The sequence below is a fragment of the Cupriavidus plantarum genome (genome assembly GCF_905397285.1).
GTDB classification, from domain to species: Bacteria; Pseudomonadota; Gammaproteobacteria; order Burkholderiales; family Burkholderiaceae; genus Cupriavidus; species Cupriavidus plantarum.
In genome coordinates this window covers 623994-650277 of sequence record NZ_CAJPUX010000001.1, presented here as the reverse complement: position 1 = coordinate 650277, position 26284 = coordinate 623994, and the positions used below count along the sequence as shown (strand labels likewise).

The following is a 26284-nucleotide window of genomic DNA, read 5'->3' as shown; positions in this document are numbered from 1 at the left end:
CCCGGATATCCGGGCGCATCGTCATAGCGTCACGGCGAAGCGTTCGGTCGTCTCGACCTGCACACCCGTGCCGCGCGCGAACGGCTGCGGCCGCGCGATGTAGTAGCCCTGCGCGTGATCGATCCCGAGCCCGCGCAGGCGCTGCAGCATCTCTTCACTCTCGACGAACTCGGCGATCGTGCGCTTGCCCATGGCCTGCCCGATTCGCTGGATCGCCTCGATCATCACGAGGTTGACGGGGTCGTCGAGCATCTCTCGCACGAAGCTGCCGTCGATCTTGAGATACGCGGCGGGCAGATGCTTGAGGTAAGCGAACGACGACATGCCCGCGCCGAAGTCGTCGAGCGCGAAGGCGCACCCCATGGCCTGCAACTGCTGGATGAACGTCGCCGCCTGCGTCAGGTTGGCAATGGCCGCGGTCTCGGTGATCTCGAAGCAGATGGTGTCGAGCGCGAGACCCCGCAGTTCGGCCTGCTGCTGCACGAACGCGGGGAAATGATCGTCGGCCAGCGACGCGCCGGACAGGTTGATCGAACACATGGCGATCGCGCCCGGCTGGTCCGCGTGCAGGCGCGCGAGCGCGGCGAAGCTCGTCTCCACGACCCAACGGTCGATCATCGGCATCAGGTTGAAGCGTTCGCACGCGGGCACGAAGGCCATCGGCGGCACGAGTTCGCCGCGCTCGTCGATCAGGCGCAGCAACAGTTCGATATGGCGCCCTCCGGCCTGGTCGGCAGCATCGGCTTCGTCGGCAGAATCGGCTTCGTCGGCAGAATCGGCGGCTCGCCCCGCGTCCGACTGCAACGCAACGATCTCCTGCGCATACAGGCAGAACCGTCCGGCGGCGAGCGCCGCATGCACGCGGCTCACCCACTCCATCTCCCCGCGGCGCGACTGCATCGCGTTGTCGTCCATGCGATAGATTTGTACGCGGTTGCGACCGCCCTCCTTGGCCATATAGCACGCCGCATCGGCCGCGCTGAGCGCTTCCTCGACCTTGACGATGCTGCCGTCGAGGCTTACCACGCCGATGCTCACGCCGAGCGCGAACGTGCGCTGCCGGTGCGCGAAGCGGAACGACGAGATCGCGCGGCGCAGGGCCTCGGCCACGCGCGCGCCCTCCTCGCCCGAGCAGTGTTCCAGCAGCACGCCGAATTCGTCGCCGCCGAGGCGCGCGAGCGTATCGCCCTTGCGCAGCGCCTGGCGCATGACCTCCGCCACCTGCCGGATGAGTTCGTCGCCCGCCGCATGGCCGCACGTGTCGTTCACGACCTTGAACTGATCGAGGTCCAGATACATCAGCGTATGCGTGCAGTCGGTCTGGCGCGTGCTGCTCGTGGCCGACGCCAGGCGCCGTTCGAACTCCGCGCGGTTGACGAGGCCCGTCAGCCCGTCGTGGGTGGCCTCGTGCGCGAGCCGCGCCGCGTGCGCGCGTTCCATGCTCACGTCATGCATGACCAGGACCACGCCGATGGCGAGCCCCGAGCGATCGCGAATCAGCGCCACCGAGGGCTTCACCGCCACGAGTCCGCCGCCCCGGCGCGCCAGCAGCATGATGGCCTGCGTGGGCCAGCGCTCCTGCAGCGCGCGCGAGATCAGGTCGGTGATCGGGGCACCCGTGCTTTCGTCCTGCAGCGGACAGGTCTGCGCGAGGAACGTGCCGATCGCCTCCTGATTCGTCCAGCCCGTGAGCAGCTCCGCGACGGGGTTCAGCGATTCGATGCGCCCCCACACGTCCGTTGTGACCACCGCCTCGCCGATTGCCTGCAGCGTGACCTGCGCGCGCTCCTTCTCCGCGAACAGCTGCGATTCGAATTCCTTGCGGTCTGTAATGTCGGTCAGGGAACCCGCCATACGCGCGGGCTTGCCCGTGGTGCCGCGGACCATCCGGCCACGCGAGCGCACCCACTGATAGCCGCCGGTCTTCCGGCGCAGGCGGAACTCCACGTCGTACTGCGTGCCCTCGCGCAGATGCCGCGACAGTTGCCGCTCGAACCCCGGCACGTCGGCCGGATGCATCAGTGCCAGCAGCGTTTCGCGCGCGTGGGGCAGCTCATCGGGATCGTAGCCAAGCATCTCGGCGCAGCGCGGCGAGAAATAGAGTTCGCCGCGATGCGGATGCCAGTCCCACAGGCCATCGCTGCTGCCCGCCACGGCGAGCTTGAGCCGTTCCTCGCTGCCGGTCAGCGCCTCGCGCAACTGCCGCTCCTGCCGCAGGATGCGATACGCCAGCCAGACCGCGCTCAGCAGCAACAGCACCGCAAGGCCGACGCCGCCCCATAACAGCGTGTCGCGGACGCGCCGCGAGGCATTGCCGATGCTGTAGGAAAACGCGATCTCCAGCGGCGTGAGCCGCGCGTCGATCTCGGTGATGTCCGCGACGATGGGCTTCAGGCAGACCTCGTCGCAGGCGGGATCCGCGGCGCGCTCGCGCAGCGTGTTCGCCAGCGTATCGAGCTTGTGGATATCGCGATCGGCCTCGGCCCACAGCGCGATGGCGCGGTCGATCTCGGTGACATTGCGAAAATAGCGGTAGAGCCGGATCATCGCCGGGATGTCGTCCGGATGATTCCCCCCGGCGATCAGCCCGCGAAACGCCTTGTCCCGGTCGAAGTCGTCCACGCGCTCGAGCGCGACGCGCGCTTCGGCGTCGCCAAGCGGCAAAGCGATGGCCATGCGATACGCATCGAAATCGACGTCCTGGCGCGTTTCGGCGAACCGCAGCAAATGCAGCACGGCGGCCTTCTGCCCCTTGGTCCAGAGACTCTCGGCCGAAATGAACGCGCGCGATGCGGATAGCAGATCGACGCTGGCCACGCAAAACAAGGCCAGCGCGATCACCACGGGGACGAACGGCCAGGCGACGCGCAGCACGCGTCCGCCGGCCGGCGGGGATCCGCCATGCTGCTGCATAAAGACTTCCCTTGCCAGCGTCCGCGCAGCCGGCAAATCGTCGATACCTGGGATAAGGAGTGCGGAGCGTCGCCAACACACGCAAGAAGGCGCGTGGCGCAACGTCCATTCTGGGTCACGGCGGTATCGGCGTCTTTAACTCAGACGTGTTATTTTTTGCCGGCCCGGCGCCATGATAGAGGCACATGGCGAAAAAAGCGATGCGGCCGATCACGCGGGTGTGGCCAGTGTGGTAATCGAGCCCGGAAATAAAAAAGGCCTGTGACTTTCGCCACAGGCCCTTCGACATGCTGGTGGGTCGTGCGTGACTCGAACACGCGACCAACGGATTAAAAGTCCGCTGCTCTACCGACTGAGCTAACGACCCGGAAAAACAGAATCCGCGATTATAAGGATGTCGCCATAGGGCGTCAAGCCGTGGGGCTTACGCCATGCGTTCGAGGCGCCAGAGCTGATAGCGGAAGGCGAGGATCGCGCCAGCGACGATGGCGGCGAAGACGATGAAGGAGCCGATGGCAAGCGTCGAGATGCCCGACAGGCCCTGGCCGATCGTGCAGCCCAGTGCCGTGACCCCGCCGATGCCCATCATCGTGCCGCCGATCATGTGGTTGGCCACGTCCTCGGGGCCGCCAAAGCCTTCCCAGCGGAACGTGCGCGTGGCCAGCGCATAGACGGCCGCGCCCGCGATCACGCCGAAGACCGAGACGATGCCGATGGTCAGCACCTTGCTCGTGTCGCTGAACAGCATCAGCCAGTCGAGCGTGTACGCGTACGGCGCGACGAAACTCAGGCTTTCCATGCGGCCACTGTTCGTGGCCACGAATACCTCTTCCAGCGTGTTGGGATCTTCGGCGACATAGCCGAGATGGCCGGACACGTACCACATGCCCACGATGATCAGGCCGACAGCGATCCCGCCGAGCAGATGGTCGAACGTGCGGAAGTCCCGCCCCGCGAGGGCCCAGATACTGACGACCGCGCCGAGCACGACGCCAAGCGCGAGTTGCAGCGTGCCGCGAGCGATACCGGTGGCCTGCGCGATCAGCGACGGCAGGTCCTGCGTCGCGGGCAACGTCACGGCGACCGCGTCGACCGTGTTCACGCGCACCACGCCGAACACGCCGCGCAGCGTCATATAGGCGGACAGGCCGAGGAACACGAACACGACCAGCGATTTCAGATTACCGGCACCGATGCGCACCAGCGTCTTGCTGCCGCAGCCCGACGCCAGCACCATGCCGAAACCGAACAGCAGCCCGCCGACGATCGCCGACAGCCAGCCGAGCCTGGCGGCGGTATAGATCGTACGGGTCGGATCGATCTGCCCGGCCCATGCGAGCACGCCCGTGCCGATCATCGCCACGCCGATCGCGAGGCCCCACATGCGAAGGCGATTCCAGTCGCCCATGTTCACCACATCGGATATCGCACCCATCGTACAGAAGTGCGTGCGCTGGAGAATGGCGCCGAACAGAAACGTCAGCGCGAACGTGCTCCACAGCACGGTCTGCGTGAGCGCGGAAAGATTGATCTCGGGCATGTCGGTGCCGGCTTCTCGTTATTTATTGGTATGGGTACAGCAGATACAAATCAGCTCGCGGCGTCCTGATAGCGCGTGGGATCGGGCACGCCCGCGGCCTCGAAGCCCGCCCGGCGGATACGGCACGAATCGCAGACCCCGCACGCGCGGCCGTCGTCGTCGGCCTGATAGCACGACACGGTCAGGCTGTAGTCGACGCCAAGACGCGTGCCGGCGCGGATGATCTCGCCCTTGGTCATATCGATGATCGGCGCATGCACGTGAAAACGATCGCCCTCGACGCCCGCCTTGGTGGCCAGGTTGGCCAGCGTTTCATACGCGGATACGTATTCGGGACGGCAGTCGGGATAGCCCGAGTAGTCGACGGCATTCGCGCCGAAGAACAGGTCGCGGCCGCCGACGGCTTCCGCCCACCCCAGCGCGAGCGACAACATGATCGTATTGCGCGCGGGAACGTAAGTAATCGGGATACCGCCGACCGCGCCATCGGTCGGCACGTCAAACGCATCGTCCGTGAGCGCGGACCCGCCGAAGCGACGCAGGTCGAGGTCGATGATCTCGTGGCGCACCGCGCCAAGCGCCGCGGCGACACGCTTCGCGGCTTCGAGCTCGGACGAATGACGCTGGCCGTAGCGCATGGACAGCGCGTACGTTTCGAATCCCTGCGCATTGGCCATGGCAAGGACGGTGGCGGAGTCGAGACCGCCCGAAAGCAGGACGATGGCGCGTTTGGTCATGATTGGGAGTTGGGGCAACCTTGGGGGAGGCGCGGTACAGCCGGAAACGCGTATTTTATCCCGGCGCGCGATGCCGGGACCCAAAACAAAAAACCCGCGGTAACCGCGGGTTCTCTGCCATGATCGTTTCCCTACCCGACGCGTTACTTCAGCGTCTTCAGGCGATTGCTCGCCGCCTGGGCGCCTTCCGTGCCCGGGTACTTGGCCACCACGTTCTCCAGCGTCTTCTTCGCAGCCGCCTTCTGGTTGCTTTCGAGCTGGTTGTTCGCGATGGCGATCATTGCATCCGGCGCCTTCGGATGCGTCGGGTTGGCATCGACCATGCTTTGCAGGACCGAAATCGAACCCTTGTAGTCGCGTTGCGCGTACAGCGAATTGCCGAGCCAGAACTGCGCGAGCGGCAGATACGGGCTTTGCGGATACTTGCGCGCGAACGACGAAAACGCACTGCCCGCACCCTTGAAGTCGCCGCTCTGGAACTGCTTGAGCGCGGCGTCGTACTCCGGCTTTTCGGTCGGCTGGGACAGGCCTTCGCGACCGTCGACGGTCACCTGCTGCGGCTCGAACTTCTTCAGGCGCGCGTCGAGGTCGGCGTAGTAGTCCTTCTGCTGACGCTGCAACGTGTCCACCTGATTCTGCAGCACCTCGTTCTGACCGCGCAGCCGAGCCACCTCCTGACGCAGACCTTCGAGCTGGTTCTGCATGTCGAGCTGGACTTTGCTGTTCTGGTCAATACGCTGCGAAGCCGTGGCCTGGAAACCATTGAACTGGTCCCGCAGGGTAATCACGGCCTTGCGCGCCTCGTCGTCGTCGAAGACGCCGGCGTGGGCCTGGGTGGCAGCCAGCAGACCGCCGGTGGCGGCGGCCAGCCAAAGCAAGGTGGATACGCGTGCGTTCATGAAGGATCGTCCGTGGATCAGTAAACGATGTCGGCGCGGCGGTTTTCAGCCCACGCGGCTTCGTCGTGACCGAGGGCCTTAGGCTTTTCCTTGCCCAGGCTCACGGCCTCCAACTGAGAGTCGGCAACGCCCAGGGAGTTCAGCGAACGGCGAACGGCTTCCGCGCGCTTCTGGCCCAGCGCGAGGTTGTACTCGCTGGTACCGCGCTCGTCGGTGTTGCCCTGGATCAGGACCTTGCGGCTCTTGTTCGCGTTCAGGTACTGGGCGTGAGCCGACAGCACGCTCTGGTAGTCCGACTTGACGGTGTAGCTGTCGAAGTCGAAATACACGCTGCGCTTGGCCAGCGGGCCGTTCGGGTCGTTCAGCGGGTCGCGCGACACGTCGACCGGTGCCACGGCGCGGCCATCGGCATTCGGTGCGCCGGTGCCGGCGCCCGACTTGGCGGCGTCGTCGAGCTTCACACCCGAGCTGCAGGCGCCGAGCGCGAGCAGCGCGGCGATCGCGAGAGTCTTGGTCATCATTTGGGGCATGGCGATTTACTCCTCTGTTATTGCGTTATTGCATGAAAGGACCCCAGGACGGCTCACGAACCTCGCCGGACTGGAGGGAGAGAACCTGTTTGGTGCGGCCATCGGTCGACACCGCTGCCAGGACCGCGCGGCCTCCCACGCGGGTGGCGTACAGAATGTACTTGCCATTGGCAGCAAAACTCGGCGACTCGTCGTTCGAAGTGTCCGTGAGCGATGTCACGTCACCGTTCGACAGGTCCTGCAGCTGCAGCTTGAAGCCGCCCGCGCGCGTGATGTAGGCCAGGTACTTGCCATCCGGCGAGATGCGCGGACTGACGTTGTAGTTGCCCTTGAACGTCACGCGTTGTGCCGCACCGGATTCCTCTCCGTTTGCCGGCATGCGATAGATCTGCGGCGCACCGCCGCGATCGCTGGTGAAGTAGATGCTGCGGCCGTCCGGCGAGAACTGCGGCTCGGTGTCGATCGCGCTGCTGCGCGAGATACGACGCAGGTTCGAACCATCCGCATTGACAAGGTACACCTGCGTGTTGCCATCGCGCGAAAGCGCCACGGCGAGCTTCTGGCCGTCGGGCGACCACGACGGCGCGCTGTTGTTGCCCTTCTGGTTCGAGACGAGCACGCGCTTGCCGGTGGCGAGGTCATGCACGTATACCACGGGCTTCTTCGCCTCGAACGAGACGTAGGCCACGCGGCGACCGTCCGGCGACCACGCCGGCGAAATGATCGGCTCGTTGCTGGACAGCGCGACCTGCGCGTTCTGGCCATCGGAGTCCGAGATCAGCAGCTGATAGCGATTGCCGACGCGCGACACGTACGACAGGCGCGTGGCAAACACACCGCGCTCGCCGAGCAGCTTCTCGTAGATGTAGTCCGCGATCTTGTGCGCGGTCACGCGCAGCTGGTTCGGGCCCACCGTGAAGGCCAGTCCGCCCAGGCTTTGCTGCTTGACGGTGTCGTACAGGCGGAAGCGCACCTCGAACTGACCGTTGGCGGCGGGGGTCACGCTGCCAGCGACAAAGGCATCGGCGCCGCGGCCCTTCCAGCTGCCGAGGTCGACGTTCGCGGTCTCGGCGACAGTGGCGCCGCCCGGATCCACGTTACGGAAGCGGCCGCTGTTGACGAGGTCGCTGCGGATGATGGCGGTGAGATTGATCGGAGCCTGTGCTTCGCCCTGGAAGTTGGCGGTGGCGATCGGGAACTGCGTCGAGCCGACGCCGACGATTTCCACATTCAGCTGGGCGTGCGCGATGCCTGCGGTCATGGTCAATGCCGCGGCGAGCCATGCCATCAATGCGCGGCGCGTGCTGCGGCGCGCAGAGGTTTGCGTATCCCGTCGTGCGGACAGCCAGTTTGGGGCCCAAAGCTTTCGCATGCTGCTCCTCAAGTCGATATCAAGATTCATCGGGCTCGGCGAACGGCAAGACCAGCAAAGCACAAGGTGCGGCTGGCGCATCCCGTGCTTGCGTACATCTTGCACACCGCCGGCTGCGTCAGGCAACCGTTCATGGTAGCCATCGTCCCGATCCCCAGCGATGAAGGTTGCAATCTGTTGCAAATCATGCGCTTACCTCAATTGCGGGGGCGGAACTGCAACGTGATGCTCGACGGCGCCTTGCCATCTTCGTCACGCGGCAGCGGGCTCGAGGCCTCCACTGCGCGCAGGACCGCATCGTCCCAAGCGGAATTACCGCTGCTGCGCGAGACGCGCGCCGAGAGCACCGTGCCATCGGGAGCCAGCTGCACCGAGACCGTCGCGGTCGGGTTGCTCGACGTGTCGCCGCCAAAATTAACGTTCGGCAGCACTTTGCGGCGGACACGATCCGGATAGCCCGGCGATGCCTTGCCGCCGGCGCCCGCACCGGACCCGGTCGCGTTGCCCACGCCACCGCCGCTCCCGCCCGAGCCGCCACCGGCAAGCGCCTGCAGGCGCGCGAGTTCGGCCTTGCGCTGGGCGCTGGCCGCGGCGTCGCTCTTGGCCTTGGCCTCGGCGGCAGCCTTGGCCTTCGCCTTGGCTTCATCGGCCGCCTTGGCCTTGGCTTCCGCGTCGGCCTTTGCCTTCGCATCGGCTTCGGCCTTTGCGTCGGCCTTGGCCTTCGCGTCCGCCTTTGCCTTGGCGTCGGCTTTCGCCTTCTCGTCGGCTTCCTTGCGGCGCTGCTGGTCCTGCTGTTCCTGTTGCGCTTTCTTTCTCGCGTCTTCTTTTCGCGCGTCTTCCTTCCGCTGCGCTTCCTGCTGCTTCAGCTCGTCCTGACGCTGCTGCTCCTTGCGCTCTTGTTCCTTACGCTGCTGCTCCTGGCGCAGGCGATCCTGACGCGCGGCCTCTTCCCTGGCGGCCTGCTCCTGCGCGAGCTTTCGCTTCTGCTGCTCGAGCGCGATATCGGCATCCTCTTCCGCCTTGCTGCGGACCTGCGGCGCGGGTACGGGGCGCGGCTGCTCCACCGGCGGCGGAGGCGGCACCGGCTGCGGCGTCGCGACGTCGGGGACCTCCTCCCACAGTTCCGCCTCGCCGCCGACAGGCGTGCTGCTCTGCCAATGCACGCCGAAATACAGCACGATGCCGAGCAGCACGTGCATGAACAACGCCAGCAGGAAGGAACGCAGCGTGCCGCGTTCCTTGACGGGCTCGTACGGATACGCCGCGCGCGGTTTGCGCGGCGGTCGCGAAGACGGGTGAGGCGAGGACAGAGTGGCCACGAGAGGACGCGACGCTTATTTGGACTTCACCATCAGGCCGACGCGCTTCACGCCATCGGCCTTCAGCACGGACATGACGTCGAGCACGGCTTCGTACTTGACGGCGCGGTCGGCGGCGATCACCACCGGCTGGTCCGGGTTTTCGTTCTGGCGCTGATGCACGAAGTCGAGCAGGCCACGCTTGTCGAGCTTGCGTTCGAACGTGCCACCCGACGCGTCCTTGCCGCGCGCGGTCAGCGAACCGTCCTCGTGGACCGAGACGACGATCGGCGGTGCCTTCTGTTGCGGCGTGGCATTCGCGACCGACGGCAGATCGACCACCGACGGATTCACGATCGGTGCCGCCACCATGAAGATGACGAGCAGCACGAGCATCACGTCGATATACGGCACGACGTTGATCTCCGCGCTGGCACGGCGGCGTGAACCGCCGCGACGCTGGATGGCTGCCATATCAGTTAGCTCCGTGCATCAACGATTCATCAGCGCGTCTGACGCTGCAGGATGTTCAGGAACTCTTCCATGAAGCTCTCGAACCGGATGGCCAGACGATCGATCTCGGTGGCATAGCGGTTATAGGCGATCACGGCGGGAATCGCGGCGAAAAGGCCGATCGCCGTGGCGACCAGTGCTTCCGCGATACCGGGCGCGACAGAGGCAAGCGTCGCTTGCTGGACGTTCGACAGGCCGCGGAACGCGTTCATGATGCCCCACACCGTGCCGAACAGGCCGATATACGGGCTGACCGAGCCGACCGACGCCAGGAACGGCAGATGCGATTCGAGGACATCCATCTCGCGCTGGTATGCGGCGCGCATCGCGCGGCGGGCCGCGTCGAGCAGAGCGCCGGCGTCGTTGCTGCGCTCGCGCGCTTTCAGGAATTCACCCATGCCCGACTCGAAGATGCGTTCGAGCGCGCCGGTGTTGTGGCGGTTGTTGACGGCGCTGTTATAGAGCGCCTGCAGGTCGCCACCCGCCCAGAAATCGCGTTCGAAACCCTCGGTCTGCGTGCGCGCGGCGCGCAGGGCCAGATGTTTCCGAAAAATATAGGTCCACGAGAAGAGGGACATGACCAGCAGCAGTGCCATGACGGCCTGTGCCAGCAGGCTGGCGTTCAATACCAGCGAAATGATCGACAGGTCTTGCGTGACGGTCACCGGGTTCATCGAGTCTTCTTTATCGTTTCTAGGACGGGATTGGGAATCGGAGCCGGCCGGAAAGTGCTCTTGTCGACGCACCCCACCCGAATCGACCCGGCCGCCAGCTGCAGCTCGCCGCGCCACGCTTCCTGGGCGAATTGGACCGAGGCCGGCCCTACCCGTTCCACGCGCGTGCGGATCTCCAACTGGTCGTCCAGCCGGGCGGGCGCATTGTATTCGACGGCCGTACTGCGCACGACGAAGACCACGCCGGCTTCATCAACGAGCTTCTGCTGTTCGATGCCGAGCGAGCGCAGCCACTCCGTACGGGCGCGCTCGAAGAACTTCAGGTAATTGGCGTAGAACACCACGCCGCCTGCGTCGGTATCTTCCCAGTACACGCGCAGCGGCCACACGAAAATCGACATGGGCGGCATTGTAACGGAGTGCGGCGTTCATACGTGGTTTACCCGCACAGGACTTTGCAACAGCAAGTTGCGAGCCAGCACCGGCGCGGCTTTGCGGGAAGCGGGCTGGCGGGAGACGGTGCCCCGCGGGGTCATTTGCAGACCGGCGCGCGAAGCAGTAAAATCGCCGGCAACCATTCCACCTTGCGCAACTGGCGAAGTCAGTGGGTACTACCACGAGGAAGCGCAAGTTCTCTGGCGTGCCGCATGAAGTCTATGCGAACATGCCTGCCGCTCGCCTGGGCAGCGAATGGGAAGCAGGGTGCGCGCCGTGCTGTCGATCCCGTCTGGAACGGGGTTTTCGCATGGTTCGCCGATGCCTCCCCGCACGCCCTACCCTCCAACGCCTGTTTCCAGAAATTTCCGATGCAATGTGACGTAAATTGCAATCGGTGCCCTCTGAATTCCCTTTTTACAGACGAGTGACGCCATGTTCGAACGCAGCCGCTTTACGATCGACCAGATCGACCCCGAGGTCTTTGCCGCGATCCAGAAGGAAAACCAGCGCCAGGAAGACCACATCGAGCTGATCGCTTCCGAGAACTACACCTCCCCGGCCGTGATGGCCGCGCAGGGTTCCCAGCTGACCAACAAGTACGCCGAGGGCTATCCCGGCAAGCGCTATTACGGTGGCTGCGAGTATGTCGACGTGGTCGAGCAGCTGGCCATCGATCGCATCAAGCAGATCTACGGCGCCGAAGCCGCCAACGTGCAGCCGAACTCGGGCTCGCAGGCGAACCAGGGCGTGTTCTTCGCGATGCTGAAGCCTGGCGACACCATCATGGGCATGAGCCTCGCCGAAGGCGGTCACCTGACGCACGGCATGGCGCTCAACATGAGCGGCAAGTGGTTCAACGTGGTGAGCTACGGCCTGAACGCGCAGGAAGACATCGACTATGAAGCGATGGAGAAGCTGGCGCAGGAGAAAAAGCCCAAGCTGATCATCGCGGGCGCGTCGGCCTTCTCGCTGCGTATCGACTTCGAGCGTATCGCCAAGGTTGCCAAGGCAGTCGGTGCTTACTTCATGGTGGACATGGCCCACTACGCCGGCCTGATCGCCGCGGGCGAGTACCCGAACCCGGTGCCCCACGCGGACTTCGTCACCACGACCACCCACAAGAGCCTGCGCGGCCCGCGCGGCGGCGTGATCCTGATGAAGGCCGAGCACGAGAAGGCCATCAACTCGGCAATCTTCCCGGGCATCCAGGGCGGTCCGCTGATGCACGTCATCGCCGCCAAGGCAGTGGCCTTCAAGGAAGCGCTCACTCCCGAGTTCAAGGCTTACCAGCAACAGGTGGTGAAGAACGCCGCCGCCCTGGCTGAAACGCTGATCGCGCGCGGCCTGCGCATCGTGTCGGGCAAGACCGAAAGCCACGTGATGCTGGTCGACCTGCGCGCCAAGCAGATTACCGGCAAGGAAGCCGAGAAGATCCTCGGCGACGCGCATATCACCGTGAACAAGAACGCGATTCCGAACGACCCGGAAAAGCCGTTCGTGACCTCGGGCGTGCGCCTGGGCTCGCCGGCCATGACCACGCGCGGCTTCAAGGAAGAGGAAGCCCGCCTGGTGGGCAACCTGATCGCCGACGTGCTGGACAACCCGCACGACGAAGCGAACATCGCCAAGGTGCGCGAGCAGGTGGCGGCGCTGACCAAGCGCTTCCCGGTGTATGGTTGATACGCGATCGATACTGAGATCGTTTGGCGGTTGATTCCCGGTTGATGCCGGGTGGATCGAATCCCCTCTTCCGCGCGCGGGAGGGGGGCATACCAACGGGGCATACCCACGCAACAGGCGGCCCAGCATGAAATGCCCTTTCTGCGGTCACTCCAATACCCAGGTCCTCGATAGCCGTGTTTCCGAAGACGGCGACACCGTACGCCGCCGCCGGCGCTGCGAGACCTGCGATCGCCGCTTCACCACGTACGAACGCATCGAACTGTTCTTCCCGGCCATCGTGAAGAAAAACGGCTCGCGCGCGGATTACGCGCGGTCCAAGCTGCAGGACTCCATGCGTCTGGCGCTGCGCAAGCGCCCCGTCTCCGCCGAGGCCATCGACCTCGCCATCACGCAGATCGAAGAAAAGCTCCTCGCCCTCGGCGAGAAGGAAATCCCGAGCAGCCAGGTCGGCGAGCTCGTCATGCGCGAACTGCGCAAACTCGACAAGATCGCGTACATCCGCTTCGCCTCCGTGTATCGCAGTTTCGAGGATGTGTCGGAATTTCGAGAGGTCATCGAAGAATTCTCGACGTCGTCCCGCAAGTCCGGCCGCAATCCGTGAAGCCACGGCCGCGCTGGCGCGGCGACTGTGACAGGACTGTCTGAATTTCGCGACGAAACCCGACGCGAGCGGGTGAGATTCGGCCCTTACCCCACGAAAGGGGTAGCCTTTTGCCTTAAAAAGCCGTCTAATCTGCCCTGACCTTCCCACGGGTTAGGGAAAGGGTGTTTTACGCGAGCGCGCATCGCGGCTTCGAACGCATATCAAACATAACCGCGCGCCGCACTACAAAAAGCAAAAAGCAGCACCTTTTTTTGACGGGAGTCATGATGGGTCAGTCTGTCTGCCTGTGGGCAGTGGGCTTGCTGGCGTCTGCGCAGCCCACGGCGGCCCCTGCATTGGGACGCGCGGCAAGCGAGGGCCTTGCCGTCCGGGGTGATCTTTCGCGCCGCGCATCGGGGCGCGCCGGCGGCTTCACGCTCATCGAGATGCTCGTCGCCGTCACCGTCCTCGGTGTGGTCGCGATGGCCGCGTTACCGAACCTCAGCAGCTTCACCCACAACAGCAAGATCCGATCGGAAGCCTCGAGCTTCGCCAGCGACATGGAAGTCGCGCGCAGCGAAGCCGCGCGCCGCAATGCCACCATTACGATCTGCCCCAGCCAGGATGGGAACGCCTGCTCGGAGGACTGGTCGCTGCCGCGCGTGATCTTCTTCGACGCCAACAACGATGGCGCCTACGGCAATGGCGACGACCTGATCCGCCGCGGCAACACGCCGCCCGCGCGCATCGTCATCACGGCGACGGACCTCGCCGCGCCGACCTATATCCGCTTCCGCTCCTTCGGCCCCTCGAACTCGCCGACGGCGAGCTGGCAGATCTGCGAAAACGGATCCGCGCTCTCCGGCCAGACGATCACGATGACCGGCAGCGGCAAGCCCTATATCCAACTGCAGACTCCCTGCTCCTGACGCCATGTCAAGACACCGCATCCATGCCCAACGCACCGGCAGGGCCACGCGTATCCGCGGGCCTCGAGACATGGCCGGCTTCTCGCTGATCGAGGCGCTCGTGACGATCGTCATCCTGTCGTTTGGGGTGCTGGCGCTGGCGATGTTGCAGGTGCAGACACTGGTCGATACGCGTACTTCCGCGGCGCGCAATATCGCCGCCGAGATGGCTTACAACCTCGCGGACGAGATTCGCAGCAACTTTGCCGCATTCGACGCGGGCGTCTTCAAGAACCTGCCGGTCACCCGGCCCGATCCCGTCGATGCCTGCTACGTGGGCGGCTGTACTGCCGAGCAGATGGCCACCACGAGCTATGCCACCTGGCGCGCCGATATCTCCTCGGCCCTCAACGGCGGAGAGGGATACCTTTGCGTGGACAGCACCCCCAATGACGGTGACAGCGCGATCAACAACGGTTGCGACAACGCCGTCAACGCGCCCTACGTGATCAAGATCTGGTGGAAGGAAAACACCCAGCGCACGCAGGGCAACCAGCCAACCGTCAACACGACGCCGCTGCGATTCGTGACCTCGTTCGTGCCCTTCCCGATCGTCCCCCCCGCGCCATGACACAACTGCCCCGCACACTTTCCCGCCGTGCCAGTGGCTTTACGCTGGTCGAGCTCATGGTCGGGATGATCATCAGCCTGCTGTTGCTGCTGGCCGCCACGTCTATGTTCATCGTCCAGCAGCGCACCAATGCCACGCAGGGCGACCTTGCCGAGATTCACGAGACCGCGCGCGCCATCTCGCAGGTGATCCAGCGCGAATCGCGCCTGGCCGGCTACAGCGACTTCACGTTCGCCAACAACACCTTCGGCGCGGTCAATGTCCTGGAGGCGAGCAACGACGACGGCGTGAACGTGTCGGACACGCTGACATTTCGCTATTTTGGGGGATCTACGACGGGCTCGGATCCCTGGGCGCCCGTCGGCAGCGCGAGCGCCCCGGTTGCCGACGGCACCGTGGTCGATTGCACCGGCAAGGACGTGAATGCCAATGCCATGGTCACGACCGTGTATTCCATCACCCAGGCCGCCGACGGCACGCCTTGGCTAATGTGCTCGGTCAATGGCGTGAATACGCCGATGTTTCCGAACGTCGAGTCGTTTCAGGTCCTGATGGGCGAGGACACGGACGGCGACCTGACCATCAATCGCTATGTTCGCCCAGGCACGGCCGACATGTCGAAGGTACGAGCGCTCCGGCTCTCGTTCGTACTGCGCGGCAACAGCACGAACAACCCCGCGCCGACTAGCCCGTTCATCAACCACTTCGGGACGGGCTATGCCAAGAACAATGTTGCGCCGGCAGGCGACGCGGGCAGCATCTTCAACGTTCCCACCGACGGCCGCCTGCGCAAGCACTACGCGTTCTACGTCGCCATTCGCAATCGACTGAACTAGACATGCGCCATCGACTTCTCCGCCCTTCGCGATCGACCACCCGGCTGCAGCGCGGTATCTCGCTGATCATGGTCCTGCTGTTCCTCGTCATCCTGACACTGGCCGGCGTGGCCGCGAGCATATCGAGTCGTTCGTCGGAACTGATGGCGCGCAACGCCCGCGACGAGAACATCGCGCTGCAGGCTGCGGAATCCGCGCTGCGCGACGCGCGCAACGACATCATGAAGAAGCGCCTGCTGAAAGGCCTGACCGGCGCATCGGATACGTGCGATACGCCGGGATACAAGGGCTACTGCACGGAGCCGTCTTCGGGGCAGCCGCGATGGCAGCAATACATCGAGGATCCTGCCCGCTCCGTGGAACTGGGCGAGATCACCGAATTGACCGCGGCGCAGAAGATGCCGACGACCGCGACGGTCCAGTCGAACGGTGTGTGGCGCCAGCCGCGCTACATCATCGAGCCGACCAGCGACCTGAACTCGGGCGACGACATCAAGTTCAACAACATCAAGTACGTATTCCGCGTGACCGCGATCGGCTACGGGGCCAATCCCACCACACGCGTGATCGTGCAGGAAGTCGTCCGTCTGTGAAGCCATTCAGCCGTTCTTGCGCAACCTCCCACCCGTCGGGCGCACTATGACCCAGCTACCCTCCTCCCGCCTCATGAGCCGCCTCCAGCGCGTGCTTCTGGCCACGTCCTGCCTGCTAGCCATCGCCTCCGCCTCGGGCGCGCAGCTCAATCTTTCGTCGCGGCCGCTGTATGCCGGGGGCGCCGTGCCGCCAATGGTCATGATCGATCTGAGCAAGGACCATTCGCTTCACCAGAAGGCCTACAACGACTACACGGACCTCGACGGTGGCGGGATCGACTCGACGTACAAGAACAGCATCGAGTACGCCGGATACTTCGACTCGTACAAGTGTTACGACTACGATGCAAGCGGCGTCAAGGGGTTCTATCCGAAGTCGGTCACGACGACCAGGTATTGCGATGGCAAGACCTGGAGCGGCAACTTCCTGAACTGGGCGTCGATGAGCCGGATCGACGAAGTGCGCAAGATCCTGTACGGCGGCACGCGATCGACCGATACGGCCACGCAGACCATCCTCGAACGCGCGTTCCTGCCCATGGATGCGCATGCATGGGCAAAGTACTACGCGGGCACGGACATCGCCCAGCTCACGCCGTTCAGCGTGGAATTGCCGGCCGACGTCAAGGGTGTGACGTCGACAACCAGCATGTCCCTGTCCCCCGCGGTCCGTACGATCTCGGTCAGCAGCACGAGCGACATGCAGATCGGCGACCAGATCCAGCTCAAGCCGACAAACGGCAATGCCGGCGCGTCGATGATTGGCTGGATCTCGAGCGTCGGCACGGGCCAGATCACGCTGGCGATCTACAACGAGAGCATCACCAATCCGACCGGCACGGCGTCGAACTACAACAACTGGAGCGTGCTGAACCTGACCCGCGGCGGTTTGACGCTATGCAACGTCACGCCGAAGGACAGCAACAACCTGAACTCGCAAAGCAACACGCAGCCGCCGCAGATCCGCGTCGTGCGCGGCAACTACGCGACGTGGGGCGCCAGCGAGAAGTGGCAGTGCAACTGGTACTCGGAGGCATCGAACACGCAGAATGGGTTCCTGCCGGCCATCGGCAACACGGCGGTGACGGGCTCGTCCAACGGCAATCGCGCCGCGATCTCCGGCATCACTTCCTCGGCGGAAAACCCGCCGAAGGCCGGCCGTGGCCTGGGCACCGGTCAGGACACGGGCACCTACAACGCGCGCGTGCAGGTCTGCGTGCCCAGCCTGATCGGCACCGAAAACTGCAAGCAGTACGGCACCAGCTACAAGCCCTACGGCCTGCTGCAGAAGTACGGCGAAACCGGCCAGATGCTATTCGGCCTGATGACCGGCACGTACGACAAGAACATCTCGGGCGGCGTGCTGCGCCGTAACGTGACGAACTTCGCGAGCGAGATCAACCAGGCCGACGGTACGTTCGTGTTCACGGGCACGAACGGCGTCAAGGGCATCGTCTGGAATATCGACAAGCTGCGTCCGTATGGCTACAGCTACAGCGATGGCGGCTATACCAGCGCGGATGCCTGCAACTACCAGCAGACGTCGATCGTGCCGAGCGGCGGTAGCACGGCGCAAAACAAGCCGGCCAACGAAGGCAACTGCTCGACGTGGGGCAATCCGATGTCGGAAATCTACATCGAGACCCTGCGCTACTTCGGCGGACTGAAGCAAACCACCGATTTCCAGCCGAAGACCAGCGGCAAGGACACCACACTCGGCCTCACGCAGGCCGTGTGGGCCAACCCGATGGACCTGCCGTCCACCAACGCCAACAAGGCGCCCTACTGCTCGCCGATGAACGCGCTGGTGTTCAATGCCAGCGTCACCTCCTACGACAACGACCAGGTCAACATCCTGAACGGACTGGCCGGCACGCCCAACGTCAGCACGTACACCGACACGGTCGGCGCGGGAGAAGGCGTCAACGGCAAGTCGTGGTTCGCGGGCGGCGTGAATGGCGGCGTGATCGACAACCTGTGCTCGGCCAAATCGGTCGGCAAGTTCAGCGACGTGCTAGGCATTTGTCCGGAAGGCCCATCGCAGCTCGGCACGTTCCAGATCGCCGGCGCCGCGTTGTTCGCGCACATGAACCGCATCCGCGATGGCAGCAAGCTCGGCGTGCCCACGAGCGACACGACGTCGCTGAAGGTCTCCACGTACGCGGTGCAGCTGGCGACCACCACGCCGAAGATCAACGTGAACGTGAACGGCAAGACCGTGACGATCATGCCGGCCTACCAGCTGCATCCGACGGGCGTAGTGGCCAGCAGCGGCACGCTGGTGGACTTCAAGGTCATCTCGCAGGACGCGACGTCGGGCAAGTTCTACGTCAACTGGGAAGACTCGACCGCGGGTGGCGACTATGACCAGGACGTGTGGGGCATTCTGAGCTACAGCGTGAGCGGTAACAACATCACGGTCACCACGCGCGTGGTGTCGGCGTCGACGAGCAACGGCCAGGGCTTCGGCTACGCGATCTCCGGCACGGACAAGGACGGGCCCCACTTCCACTCGGGCATTCTCGGCTTCAACTACACGGACCCCGTGCCGGTGACGGTGTCGCCGAACACCAAGGTCGACAAGACCGGTGGCTGCAGCGGCTGCCAGCTCGGCGATTCGGCGACGAGCGTGACCTACTCCGCCAGCGGCAATGCGGCGGCGCAGTTTCAGGATCCGTTGCTGTATGCGGCCAAGTGGGGCGGGTTCAAGGACCTGAACGGGTCGGGCACGCCGGATCAGGCGTCGGAGTGGGATGTGCGGCTGCAGGATGGCACGCCTGGTTCGGATGGCATCCCCGACAATTACTTCTACGCGACGAACCCTGGCGCGCTCAGCGCGGCGCTCGAACGCGCGTTCCTGTCGATCCTGAAGACATCGTCGGCCTCCGCGGCGGCCACGAACTCGGCGTCGCTCAGCACGGACACGGCCATCTATCAGGCTCGTTTCAACGGCTCGGACTGGTCTGGCCAATTGCTGGCCTACGGCATCAATACCGATGGTTCCATCAAGACGCCAGAGATCTGGGACGCGGGCGCCAAGTTTGCGGGCGTCGCGGCATCGGCGCGGCAGATCCTCACGTACAACTATGCGGACAATACCAGCGCCGGCATCCCGTTCCGCTGGGACCGCCTGCCGGATGCCTACAAGACCGCATTGAACACGACCGATACGCTTGGCAGCAAGCGACTGGACTGGCTGCGCGGCGACCAGAGCAACGAGGGCGACGCGGCCACGCAGTTCCGCACGCGACCGGTATCGGTGCTCGGCGACATCATTGATTCGGCGCCGCAGTACGTCGGCCCGCCGAACTCGGGGTTCTCCGATCCGGCCTACGCGCAGTTCGTCGCGGCGCGGCGCACGCGCAAGCCGATGCTTTATGTCGGCGCGAACGACGGCATGATGCATGCCTTCTCCGCCGCCCCCACCGCGACCAGCGACGGCGGCAGGGAACTGTTCGCCTATGTTCCCTCCACGATGTACCCGAAGCTCGCCAATCTGACGGCCAAGGGATACACGCATGCGTACTACGTCAACAGCACGCCCACCGTCGCGGATGCCGTCGTCAACGGCAACTGGAGGACCGTGCTGGTTGGCGGCCTCGGCGGCGGCGGCCGTGGGGTGTATGCGCTCGACGTGACGGATCCCACCGCTATCTCGGAAGGCACTGCGGCGAGCACGGTCCTTTGGGAATTCACGAGCGCGAACGATCCGGACCTCGGATACGTCTATGGCCAGCCGCAACTGATCCGCTTCTCGAACGGCAAATGGGCGGCGGTCTTCGGTAACGGCTACAACAGCAACGCGGGCCGCGGCGCGATCTTCATCGTCATGCTCGACCGTCCGGCCGGCAAAAAGACGTGGGTACTTGGCACCGACTACTACAAGCTGACGCTGGACGATGCCGGCACGACGGCATCGAACGGAGTGGTGCAGGTATTCCCGACGGACGGCAATGGCGACGGCTTCGCGGACTCGCTCTATGCGGGGGATCTGCTCGGCAATGTCTGGCGATTCGACTTCGGCGCGGGCAACCCCAGTCTCTGGCAGCTCTCCCGCCGCAAGCTGATGGTCGCCACGGACAACCGTGGCAAGGCGCAGCCGATTTCGACGTCCCCCGTCGTGCGGCGTCACCCTCAGGGCGGCTATCTCGTGCTGGTGGGCACCGGACGCTTCGTCGATACGGCGGACCCGACCGACATGTCCGTGCAGTCGGTGTATGGCGTATGGGATCAGGACAAGAGCACGCAGGCCACCGTCACCCGCGAGAAAATGCAGGCGCAATACATCACGCAGGAAACGCAGGTCAACGGGAACTGGTATCGCCTGATTACCGCCAATGCGTTTCAGTACGCGCCCGGCGGCACGCAGGGCTGGTACATGGACCTGATCCCGCCGGGCACGGCCGCGACGGCACAGGGCGAGCGCGTCATCTACAGCCCGATCCTGCGGAGCGGCCGGCTCATCTTCGTGACTGCCATCCCTTCGACGGATGTCTGCGACAACGGCGGCTCGAGCTGGCTCATGGAATTCGACTCGCTTACGGGCGGCCAGCTCACGACGGCGCCATTCGACGTGAGCAATGACGGCAAGTTCGACGCGAGCGACCTGCTGGTCGGCGACAAGGGCGACGGCACCACGGGCAAGGGCGCGCCCGGCGGCGTCAAGACGTCCGGCGGCATCGCGACCTCGCCTACCGTGCTCGATGGTGTGGGCGCCGGATCCGGTGGTGGTGGCGGCGGCGGCGGCGGCGGCAACGAGATGAAGTACATCGTTCAATCCAACGGCACCGTGCAGGCAGTACCGGAAAGCAACTCGACGCAGAAGGGTCGCCTGACGTGGCGCCAGATCATGCGCTGATGGCTCGTTCGCGGGAACAAGGAGAAATGACATGATGAGAACCGCCCTGCCAATCAGGCGCCCCGCCGGCGCCCGGGGCTTCACGCTCATAGAGCTGATGATCACGGTGATGATCATCGGCGTCCTGGCCACGATCGCGATTCCGAGCTACCAGCAGTACGTGCAGCGCGCGCGTCGCACGGAGGCCAAGAGCGCGATGATGCGGATCATGGGCGCGCAGGAACGGTTCTTTACCGTGAACAACACGTACACGCAGGATCCGACGGCGCTGAACTTCCCGGTCTGCACTGGCGCGAACACGACGGGGTCGGCGGACAGTTGCGAGGCGAGCACCTACACCATCGCGATCACACCGCTGGCTGGCGCGGATATGACCGGTGGGTTCCTGCTCACCGCCTCGCCGAAGCAGCCCGACGATCTCTGCGGCAACCTCACGCTCACCAGCACCAACGTGAAGGGCAAGAACGGTTCCGGCAGCATGCAGGACTGCTGGTAATCGCCTCCCCTCCCGGCGCCCGCAGTCGCTAACAAACTGCCACATTCCCGGCACACGTCGACACGTTTCTGGCCGCGATCCGATTCTATGCTTGGCGCCTTGCTCATCGATCGAGGACGTCATGTCGGATGCCTGTCGCTCCCTCCTTTCTCTTTCCACTGGCTGCCATAGCCGTAGCCGCGCTGCAACGCGTGGCTACGTGTTGGCCGAGGCAATGCTGTGTCTGGCGATCGTTGCCATGGCGGCGTTGCCGTTGTCGTTGCTCGCGATAAAGGGTCTCGGCGCTATCGCCGAGCAGCGCGTGATGCTCGCGGTGGCGAGCGTCACCGCGGATGCAGCCGAGTACTGGAATGCGGATAGCGGCAGTGCGTCTGGCGTTCACCAACACCGCGACATGCACGATGTGCGGCTCCTGCGGTGCGAATCGCTCTCCGCCGATGGTTCATGCGCACCGGGGACCCGGCTCGTCGTCGGCGAATCGACAAGGCCTTGCCGCCTCCCCGCGGCTGACGCGCCGGTGCCACGCGTGGCCCTCTGGGTCACCCCATAGCTGCAGCCATCATGCGACGGTCCTCTGCGTCGTTTTCTGCATCGTCACGCGGCATGCGCGCGTTCTCGCTCGTGAGCATGCTCGTCGGCCTGGCGCTCGGTGTCCTAGCCGGTATCGTGGCGTTCATGACGTTCCGCATCGCCAGCGTTGCATATCGGGACATCGTCGGACACGTCATGGTCGAGGAGCGTGGGCATCGCGCATTGGCGGTGCTGGCGCATGCGATTCGTCATGCCGGTCATGTCACGCCGGTCACTTCGTCAGTCACCTCGTCAGTCACCTTGCCTGCCGGGGAGGATGGCAGGCGGGATGGCGACACCGCGGCGTCGCCGATGGGATTCGGCGCGGCGCAGTTCGCCACGCCACCGGCACCCATTGTCGGCCACGACGACTGCGGGGTCATGCTCGCCGACAACGCCTGCGCCCGCGCGGGCGTCGAGCGGAGCGATGCACTGCGCGTGCGCCTCTCGGGCAGCGGGCGCCCCGACGATCCGACGCTGCCGGATGGCACGATGAGCGACTGCGGTGGGTACGCGCTCCCGGCCCGCGCGGAGTCCTCGCCCCATGAGAGCGCGGCGGTTCAACGATACGCCCGCAATGTGTTCTATATCGGCCGCGCTACGGACGGCGTGCCGCAGCTGATGTGCCGCTACCCGGTCCACCGCGATGGCCGCATTTCTGGCACGCGCTATACGCGGGGCGCCCTCGTACGGGGCGTGGAGACGATGCAGTTTCGCTATGGTCTCGATGCCGACGACGATGGGGTCATCGAGGACTTCGTGCGCGCGGACGAGGTACACGCGCTGGGTGCATCGGCGTGGCATGCCGTAAGGGCGGTGCGTATTGCGCTGGTCATGCGCGGCGAACGCTTGGGGCGCGTCGCGGGGCGGAACCCGGAGGGGCTGGATTCGGGGGCGCGGCATACCTTGACCCTGTTCGACCCGGCCGTGTCCGCCGACGACCGCTTCACGCCCTCACGTCACCTCGACCGCCGTCGCCATGTGTTCACGACCATCGTGCGGCTGCGCAATGCATCGTCATGCCGGGAGGCCGCATGTTGAAGCGACACGGGCTTGCGCCATGGCCGCCTCGCCCGCCACGCATTCGGGCGGGCATCGGCACCCTCGCGTTTGTGTCGCTGCTGCTGATGCTGACGGCGTCGTCGTGCTTCGCCGCCATGCATCTGCTGACCGTGGGACGAATCCTCGCCAGTCGGCACATCGACCGCGAGATCGCGATGCGCGCGGCTGAAGTCGCGCTCGTCGATGCGGAGGCCGACGTGCTTGCCGCGCTGGCGCAAGGCGGAGGCCGGCTGTTGCATTGGCCGGCCGCGGGGACCTGCGCCGAAGGCGCCGGGCAAGGGCTTTGCGTGCCCGCACACGCACGCACGCCAGCGTGGTGGCGTTGGCTCGAGGGCCAGGACGTTCCCGAGGCCGCCGTGGTGGGCACTTTCACCGGCGCTTTCACCGGCGCTTTCACCGGCACCTTCGCCAGCACCTTCGCCAGCCCCCTCCCCAGCGCTCTCACCGGCACGGCGTTGCCCGCCCTGCCCGCGGGCGTGGCCGGGGCCACGATCCTTCCGCGCTATGTGCTCGAACCCATCAGCGACGGCATGCCGGGACAACTGCCACGGTTCCGCGTGACGGCGCTAGGCTTCGGCCGCGATCCCGCCGTGCGCGTGCTACTGCAATCGGAGTTCCAGCCATGAGCGGGCGAGCGACGACATACGTGCGGCGGGGTGCCAAGGCGCTCATGCTCGCCATCTCGGCGTCGCTTGCGCTAGCCGCATGGGCGTGCCATGCATCGTCCCCGGCGGGTCATCTGCCGAGGCACTATCGCGTCGAGCCGGCGGGCTATCCCTGGACGGGGCGGCTCCATGCGGTGACATTCCGCACGGCGAGGCTGGACCAACGGCTGGACGAACGGCTCGACGGAGGGTTCGACGCGAGGTCCGCCGACGGGCACGCTTCCGTGTGGTCGCGATGGGAGGCCGGCCGTCTGCTCGATCTGCGCGACCCCGCGTCGCGTCGTCTCTACGTCGGGGGCACGCGCATGACGGCGCTGCACTGGAACGCCCTCGACGACGACGCGCGAGATCGTCTCGCCGGTGACGAGCCGGTTTCGGACGATGGGCGTCGACGCGTGAGCTGGCTTCGCGGTCGCCATGGCATGCCCGACATGCGGCCGCGCGATACGCGGCTCGGCCACGCGGGCGATGCGCGCGTGCAGGTCGTGCCGCCACCGATCTGGCAGCCGCTGATGCCGGGGCACGATGCCTTTCGTGTCGCCCATGCCCGGCGGCCGCATACCGTATGGCTTGGTACGCGCACGGGTTTCCTGCATGGCTTCGACGCGATAACGGGTCACGAGCTCGCCGCCTTCCTCCCGCGCGCATTGCTCGCGCAGGCGGGCGCACTTGCGTCGTTTGGTGACTTGCCGCCCATGCAGGTGCCCTGCCCACGGCCGGATGTGATCGATGCCGACCTCGGGGGAACGTGGCGCACGTTGTTGTTGTGCGGGGTGCCGGTGCTCGATGACTCGGATCGCGCGGGGAGCGGCGGACTCGGAGAGCGCGCGGCGCGTAGCCGGCACGGCGAGCGCGACGCGCAGTACCATGCCGACGGTGCCGATGGGCTGGACGAGTGGTCGGACGCGGGCGACGGCGAGGTTGGCTATGGCGACGCGAGGGCGCATCAGGACCCGCATCAGGCCGCGCATGACCGCCCACATACAGGCGGCCATGCCGCAAGCCGTCATCGTCCCACCCCCACCATCTTCGCCCTGGATATCACCACCCCAAACGCTCACCGCCCGCTATCGCTGATCTGGGAGCTCGCCGCCACCGACACGCTGCCGTTGACCGGCACCGGCCCTTTGCGTGCCGCGGCCTTTATCGAACAAGGCGTCCGGCGATGGTATGCCGTCGCCGTCGTCGCAAAGACAGACCCGGCGCAAAGCGGGATCGCGCTCGTGCCGCTCGACGCGCCACCGCCAAGCACGGTCCGTCAGATCCTCCTGCCGCCTCATGGGTGCGACGGCACGCGGCGCGCCGGGCGTCTGCTGGCGGTGTCGGTGCTCGCCGACGCGCGAGCGATCGCGCGGTCGATCCACGGGATCGATGATCTCGGGCAGTTGTGGCGTTTCCCGCTTCCCCCGGACGCCTCGGCTAAGCAGCCGCCAGCATGCGTGCTCAAGCTGCGAGGCGCCGCGAGCCGGCGGCCGGAGGCGCCGTTGATCCTGCCCGGTGTCGTCGTGCCGCTGATCGCCGTCGGCAGCGGCAGCGAGGTCGCGGTCGTGCCCGCGTCCTCCACGGCCGCAGCGTCCGTTCACACGCCTGTGCCACGCGCCGTCATCCGCGCGCTACGGCAGACAGACGCACAAGGCGGCGTCACCCTCCGCGCCGATGGCGCGACCGACCATGGCTGGACTTTCCTGCTGCCCCACGCAGGCGAACGCTTCGAACGATGGCTGCCCGCAGGCCATGCGCATGTCGCCTTTACTACCGTGTCCGCGGATGGCGGACGCCGCAGCTATCTGGTCGATGCGATGCGCGGCATCTCGCCCGTCGTCACGGGACTGCCGGCGGGGCAAGGGACGCCCATCGTATCGATCGCGCCGCATCTCACCGATGCCGCCACCGCACCGGGCGTCCAACGCCGCGATATCGAAACCATCGCGCTGTGGACGGTCGACGGCGACAGCGCCCGCCAGCAGCCGCCGCTGCAACACGTCCGCAAGCGTGGCCGGCTGGGCTGGCGTGAACTCACACGGAGCTCGCCATGACGCACGCCTTCGCTCGATGCAGCGGTCTTGGGCTCGCCGAAGTACTCGTGGTGGTTGTCATCGCCGCGATACTCGCCGCGCTCGCATTGCCCGCGTGGCAACAGCATCGCGCGCGGGCCCTGCGCGTGGAAGCGCGCGCCGCGCTGGCGGCGTCGATGCTGGCCCTCGAACGCCACGCCGCGATGCACGCGAGCTTTGCGTCCGCGCACGACGATGCGGCGCCGGCCGGCGAATGGCCGCAACCGGTGCCTCCCGCACCCGCCGTCCCACATCACTGGATCGCGGCCACGACATGCGGGGGGCTGCCGCTAAGCCAGTGCGTGGAGTTGCGCGCCTCCCCGGTCAGAGCCGACCCCCGATGCGGCACGCTCGTGCTGCGCAGTCATGGCGCGTGGCTGGCGATCCCTGCCGCGCAGACGACGCCGGTGCCTTTGCCGATAGGCTGCTGA

Annotated in this window: 24 protein-coding genes, 1 tRNA gene and 1 riboswitch; of the genes, 13 read left to right on the top strand and 12 right to left on the bottom strand. The window is 65.5% G+C overall.

Annotation, left to right across the window (positions count from 1 at the left end; genetic code table 11):
- Window positions 1-21: 21 nt before the first annotated feature.
- The 12 genes from KHP16_RS03030 to ybgC all read right to left on the bottom strand — a co-directional run bounded on the left by KHP16_RS03030 (window position 22) and on the right by ybgC (window position 10877).
- Window positions 22-2913 (bottom strand): EAL domain-containing protein, encoded by a 2892-nt coding sequence (locus KHP16_RS03030; RefSeq protein ID WP_115953664.1) that lies wholly within the window; start codon window positions 2911-2913, stop codon window positions 22-24.
- 115 nt (window positions 2914-3028) lie between these two features.
- A complete protein-coding gene (locus KHP16_RS03025) occupies window positions 3029-3202 on the bottom strand; it encodes a hypothetical protein (RefSeq protein WP_211959556.1) in 174 nt (57 codons plus the stop codon).
- Window positions 3203-3204: 2 nt separating this feature from the next.
- Window positions 3205-3280, bottom strand: a tRNA-Lys gene (locus KHP16_RS03020).
- A gap of 57 nt (window positions 3281-3337) precedes the next feature.
- Window positions 3338-4453 (bottom strand): YeeE/YedE family protein, encoded by a 1116-nt coding sequence (locus tag KHP16_RS03015; RefSeq protein WP_121491869.1) that lies wholly within the window; start codon window positions 4451-4453, stop codon window positions 3338-3340.
- Between the two features lie 50 nt (window positions 4454-4503).
- Window positions 4504-5190 carry a 7-cyano-7-deazaguanine synthase QueC gene (gene queC / locus KHP16_RS03010; RefSeq protein ID WP_109581856.1) on the bottom strand — a complete coding sequence of 229 codons (687 nt, stop codon included), beginning with the start codon at window positions 5188-5190 and terminating at the stop codon, window positions 4504-4506.
- Between the two features lie 143 nt (window positions 5191-5333).
- Window positions 5334-6089: a tol-pal system protein YbgF gene (gene ybgF / locus KHP16_RS03005; RefSeq protein ID WP_109581857.1), complete on the bottom strand. Its 756-nt coding sequence runs from the start codon at window positions 6087-6089 to the stop codon at window positions 5334-5336.
- Between the two features lie 17 nt (window positions 6090-6106).
- Window positions 6107-6619, bottom strand: coding sequence for a peptidoglycan-associated lipoprotein Pal (gene pal, locus KHP16_RS03000; RefSeq protein WP_179592818.1), 513 nt, complete (start codon window positions 6617-6619; stop codon window positions 6107-6109).
- Between the two features lie 25 nt (window positions 6620-6644).
- Entirely contained in the window at window positions 6645-7991 is a 1347-nt protein-coding gene (gene tolB, locus KHP16_RS02995; RefSeq protein WP_109581859.1) for a Tol-Pal system beta propeller repeat protein TolB, read from the bottom strand.
- A 197-nt stretch (window positions 7992-8188) separates the two neighbouring features.
- Window positions 8189-9310, bottom strand: a complete 1122-nt coding sequence (gene tolA / locus KHP16_RS02990; protein ID WP_211959555.1) for a cell envelope integrity protein TolA — start codon at window positions 9308-9310, stop codon at window positions 8189-8191.
- A 15-nt stretch (window positions 9311-9325) separates the two neighbouring features.
- Window positions 9326-9763 carry a protein TolR gene (gene tolR, locus KHP16_RS02985; RefSeq protein ID WP_109581861.1) on the bottom strand — a complete coding sequence of 146 codons (438 nt, stop codon included), beginning with the start codon at window positions 9761-9763 and terminating at the stop codon, window positions 9326-9328.
- A gap of 29 nt (window positions 9764-9792) precedes the next feature.
- A complete protein-coding gene (gene tolQ, locus KHP16_RS02980; protein WP_179592817.1) occupies window positions 9793-10476 on the bottom strand; it encodes a protein TolQ in 684 nt (227 codons plus the stop codon).
- Window positions 10473-10877, bottom strand: coding sequence for a tol-pal system-associated acyl-CoA thioesterase (gene ybgC, locus KHP16_RS02975; protein WP_109582754.1), 405 nt, complete (start codon window positions 10875-10877; stop codon window positions 10473-10475). The genes tolQ and ybgC overlap by 4 nt, the downstream gene beginning before the upstream one ends.
- Before the next feature lie 177 nt (window positions 10878-11054).
- A riboswitch (ZMP/ZTP riboswitch) is annotated at window positions 11055-11168 on the top strand.
- Window positions 11169-11346: 178 nt separating this feature from the next.
- On the opposite strand from ybgC, the gene glyA reads away from it, so the two are divergent.
- The 13 genes from glyA to KHP16_RS02910 all read left to right on the top strand — a co-directional run bounded on the left by glyA (window position 11347) and on the right by KHP16_RS02910 (window position 26284).
- Window positions 11347-12594 carry a serine hydroxymethyltransferase gene (glyA, locus tag KHP16_RS02970; RefSeq protein WP_115953674.1) on the top strand — a complete coding sequence of 416 codons (1248 nt, stop codon included), beginning with the start codon at window positions 11347-11349 and terminating at the stop codon, window positions 12592-12594.
- A 127-nt stretch (window positions 12595-12721) separates the two neighbouring features.
- Window positions 12722-13198 (top strand): transcriptional regulator NrdR, encoded by a 477-nt coding sequence (gene nrdR, locus KHP16_RS02965; protein WP_109581863.1) that lies wholly within the window; start codon window positions 12722-12724, stop codon window positions 13196-13198.
- A gap of 266 nt (window positions 13199-13464) precedes the next feature.
- Window positions 13465-14109 (top strand): GspH/FimT family pseudopilin, encoded by a 645-nt coding sequence (locus KHP16_RS02960; RefSeq protein ID WP_109581864.1) that lies wholly within the window; start codon window positions 13465-13467, stop codon window positions 14107-14109.
- Between the two features lie 70 nt (window positions 14110-14179).
- Window positions 14180-14719 carry a type IV pilus modification protein PilV gene (gene pilV, locus KHP16_RS02955; RefSeq protein ID WP_183084786.1) on the top strand — a complete coding sequence of 180 codons (540 nt, stop codon included), beginning with the start codon at window positions 14180-14182 and terminating at the stop codon, window positions 14717-14719.
- The gene (locus KHP16_RS02950) at window positions 14716-15555 is read left to right on the top strand and encodes a PilW family protein (protein ID WP_121492175.1); all 840 of its coding nucleotides are present in this window, start codon (window positions 14716-14718) and stop codon (window positions 15553-15555) included. Before pilV ends, KHP16_RS02950 begins: the two co-directional genes overlap by 4 nt.
- 2 nt (window positions 15556-15557) lie before the next feature.
- Window positions 15558-16148 (top strand): pilus assembly PilX family protein, encoded by a 591-nt coding sequence (locus KHP16_RS02945; protein WP_121491873.1) that lies wholly within the window; start codon window positions 15558-15560, stop codon window positions 16146-16148.
- A 46-nt stretch (window positions 16149-16194) separates the two neighbouring features.
- Entirely contained in the window at window positions 16195-21006 is a 4812-nt protein-coding gene (locus tag KHP16_RS02940) for a pilus assembly protein (protein WP_211959554.1), read from the top strand.
- Between the two features lie 31 nt (window positions 21007-21037).
- Window positions 21038-21502: a type IV pilin protein gene (locus KHP16_RS28505; RefSeq protein WP_121491875.1), complete on the top strand. Its 465-nt coding sequence runs from the start codon at window positions 21038-21040 to the stop codon at window positions 21500-21502.
- A gap of 199 nt (window positions 21503-21701) precedes the next feature.
- Window positions 21702-22052, top strand: a complete 351-nt coding sequence (locus KHP16_RS02930; RefSeq protein ID WP_211959553.1) for a hypothetical protein — start codon at window positions 21702-21704, stop codon at window positions 22050-22052.
- A gap of 11 nt (window positions 22053-22063) precedes the next feature.
- Entirely contained in the window at window positions 22064-23113 is a 1050-nt protein-coding gene (locus tag KHP16_RS02925) for a PilW family protein (RefSeq protein WP_211959552.1), read from the top strand.
- Window positions 23107-23760, top strand: coding sequence for a pilus assembly PilX family protein (locus KHP16_RS02920; protein WP_211959551.1), 654 nt, complete (start codon window positions 23107-23109; stop codon window positions 23758-23760). Before KHP16_RS02925 ends, KHP16_RS02920 begins: the two co-directional genes overlap by 7 nt.
- Window positions 23757-25835 carry a pilus assembly protein gene (locus KHP16_RS02915; RefSeq protein ID WP_211959550.1) on the top strand — a complete coding sequence of 693 codons (2079 nt, stop codon included), beginning with the start codon at window positions 23757-23759 and terminating at the stop codon, window positions 25833-25835. The genes KHP16_RS02920 and KHP16_RS02915 overlap by 4 nt, the downstream gene beginning before the upstream one ends.
- The gene (locus KHP16_RS02910) at window positions 25832-26284 is read left to right on the top strand and encodes a pilus assembly protein PilE (protein WP_115953684.1); all 453 of its coding nucleotides are present in this window, start codon (window positions 25832-25834) and stop codon (window positions 26282-26284) included. The genes KHP16_RS02915 and KHP16_RS02910 overlap by 4 nt, the downstream gene beginning before the upstream one ends.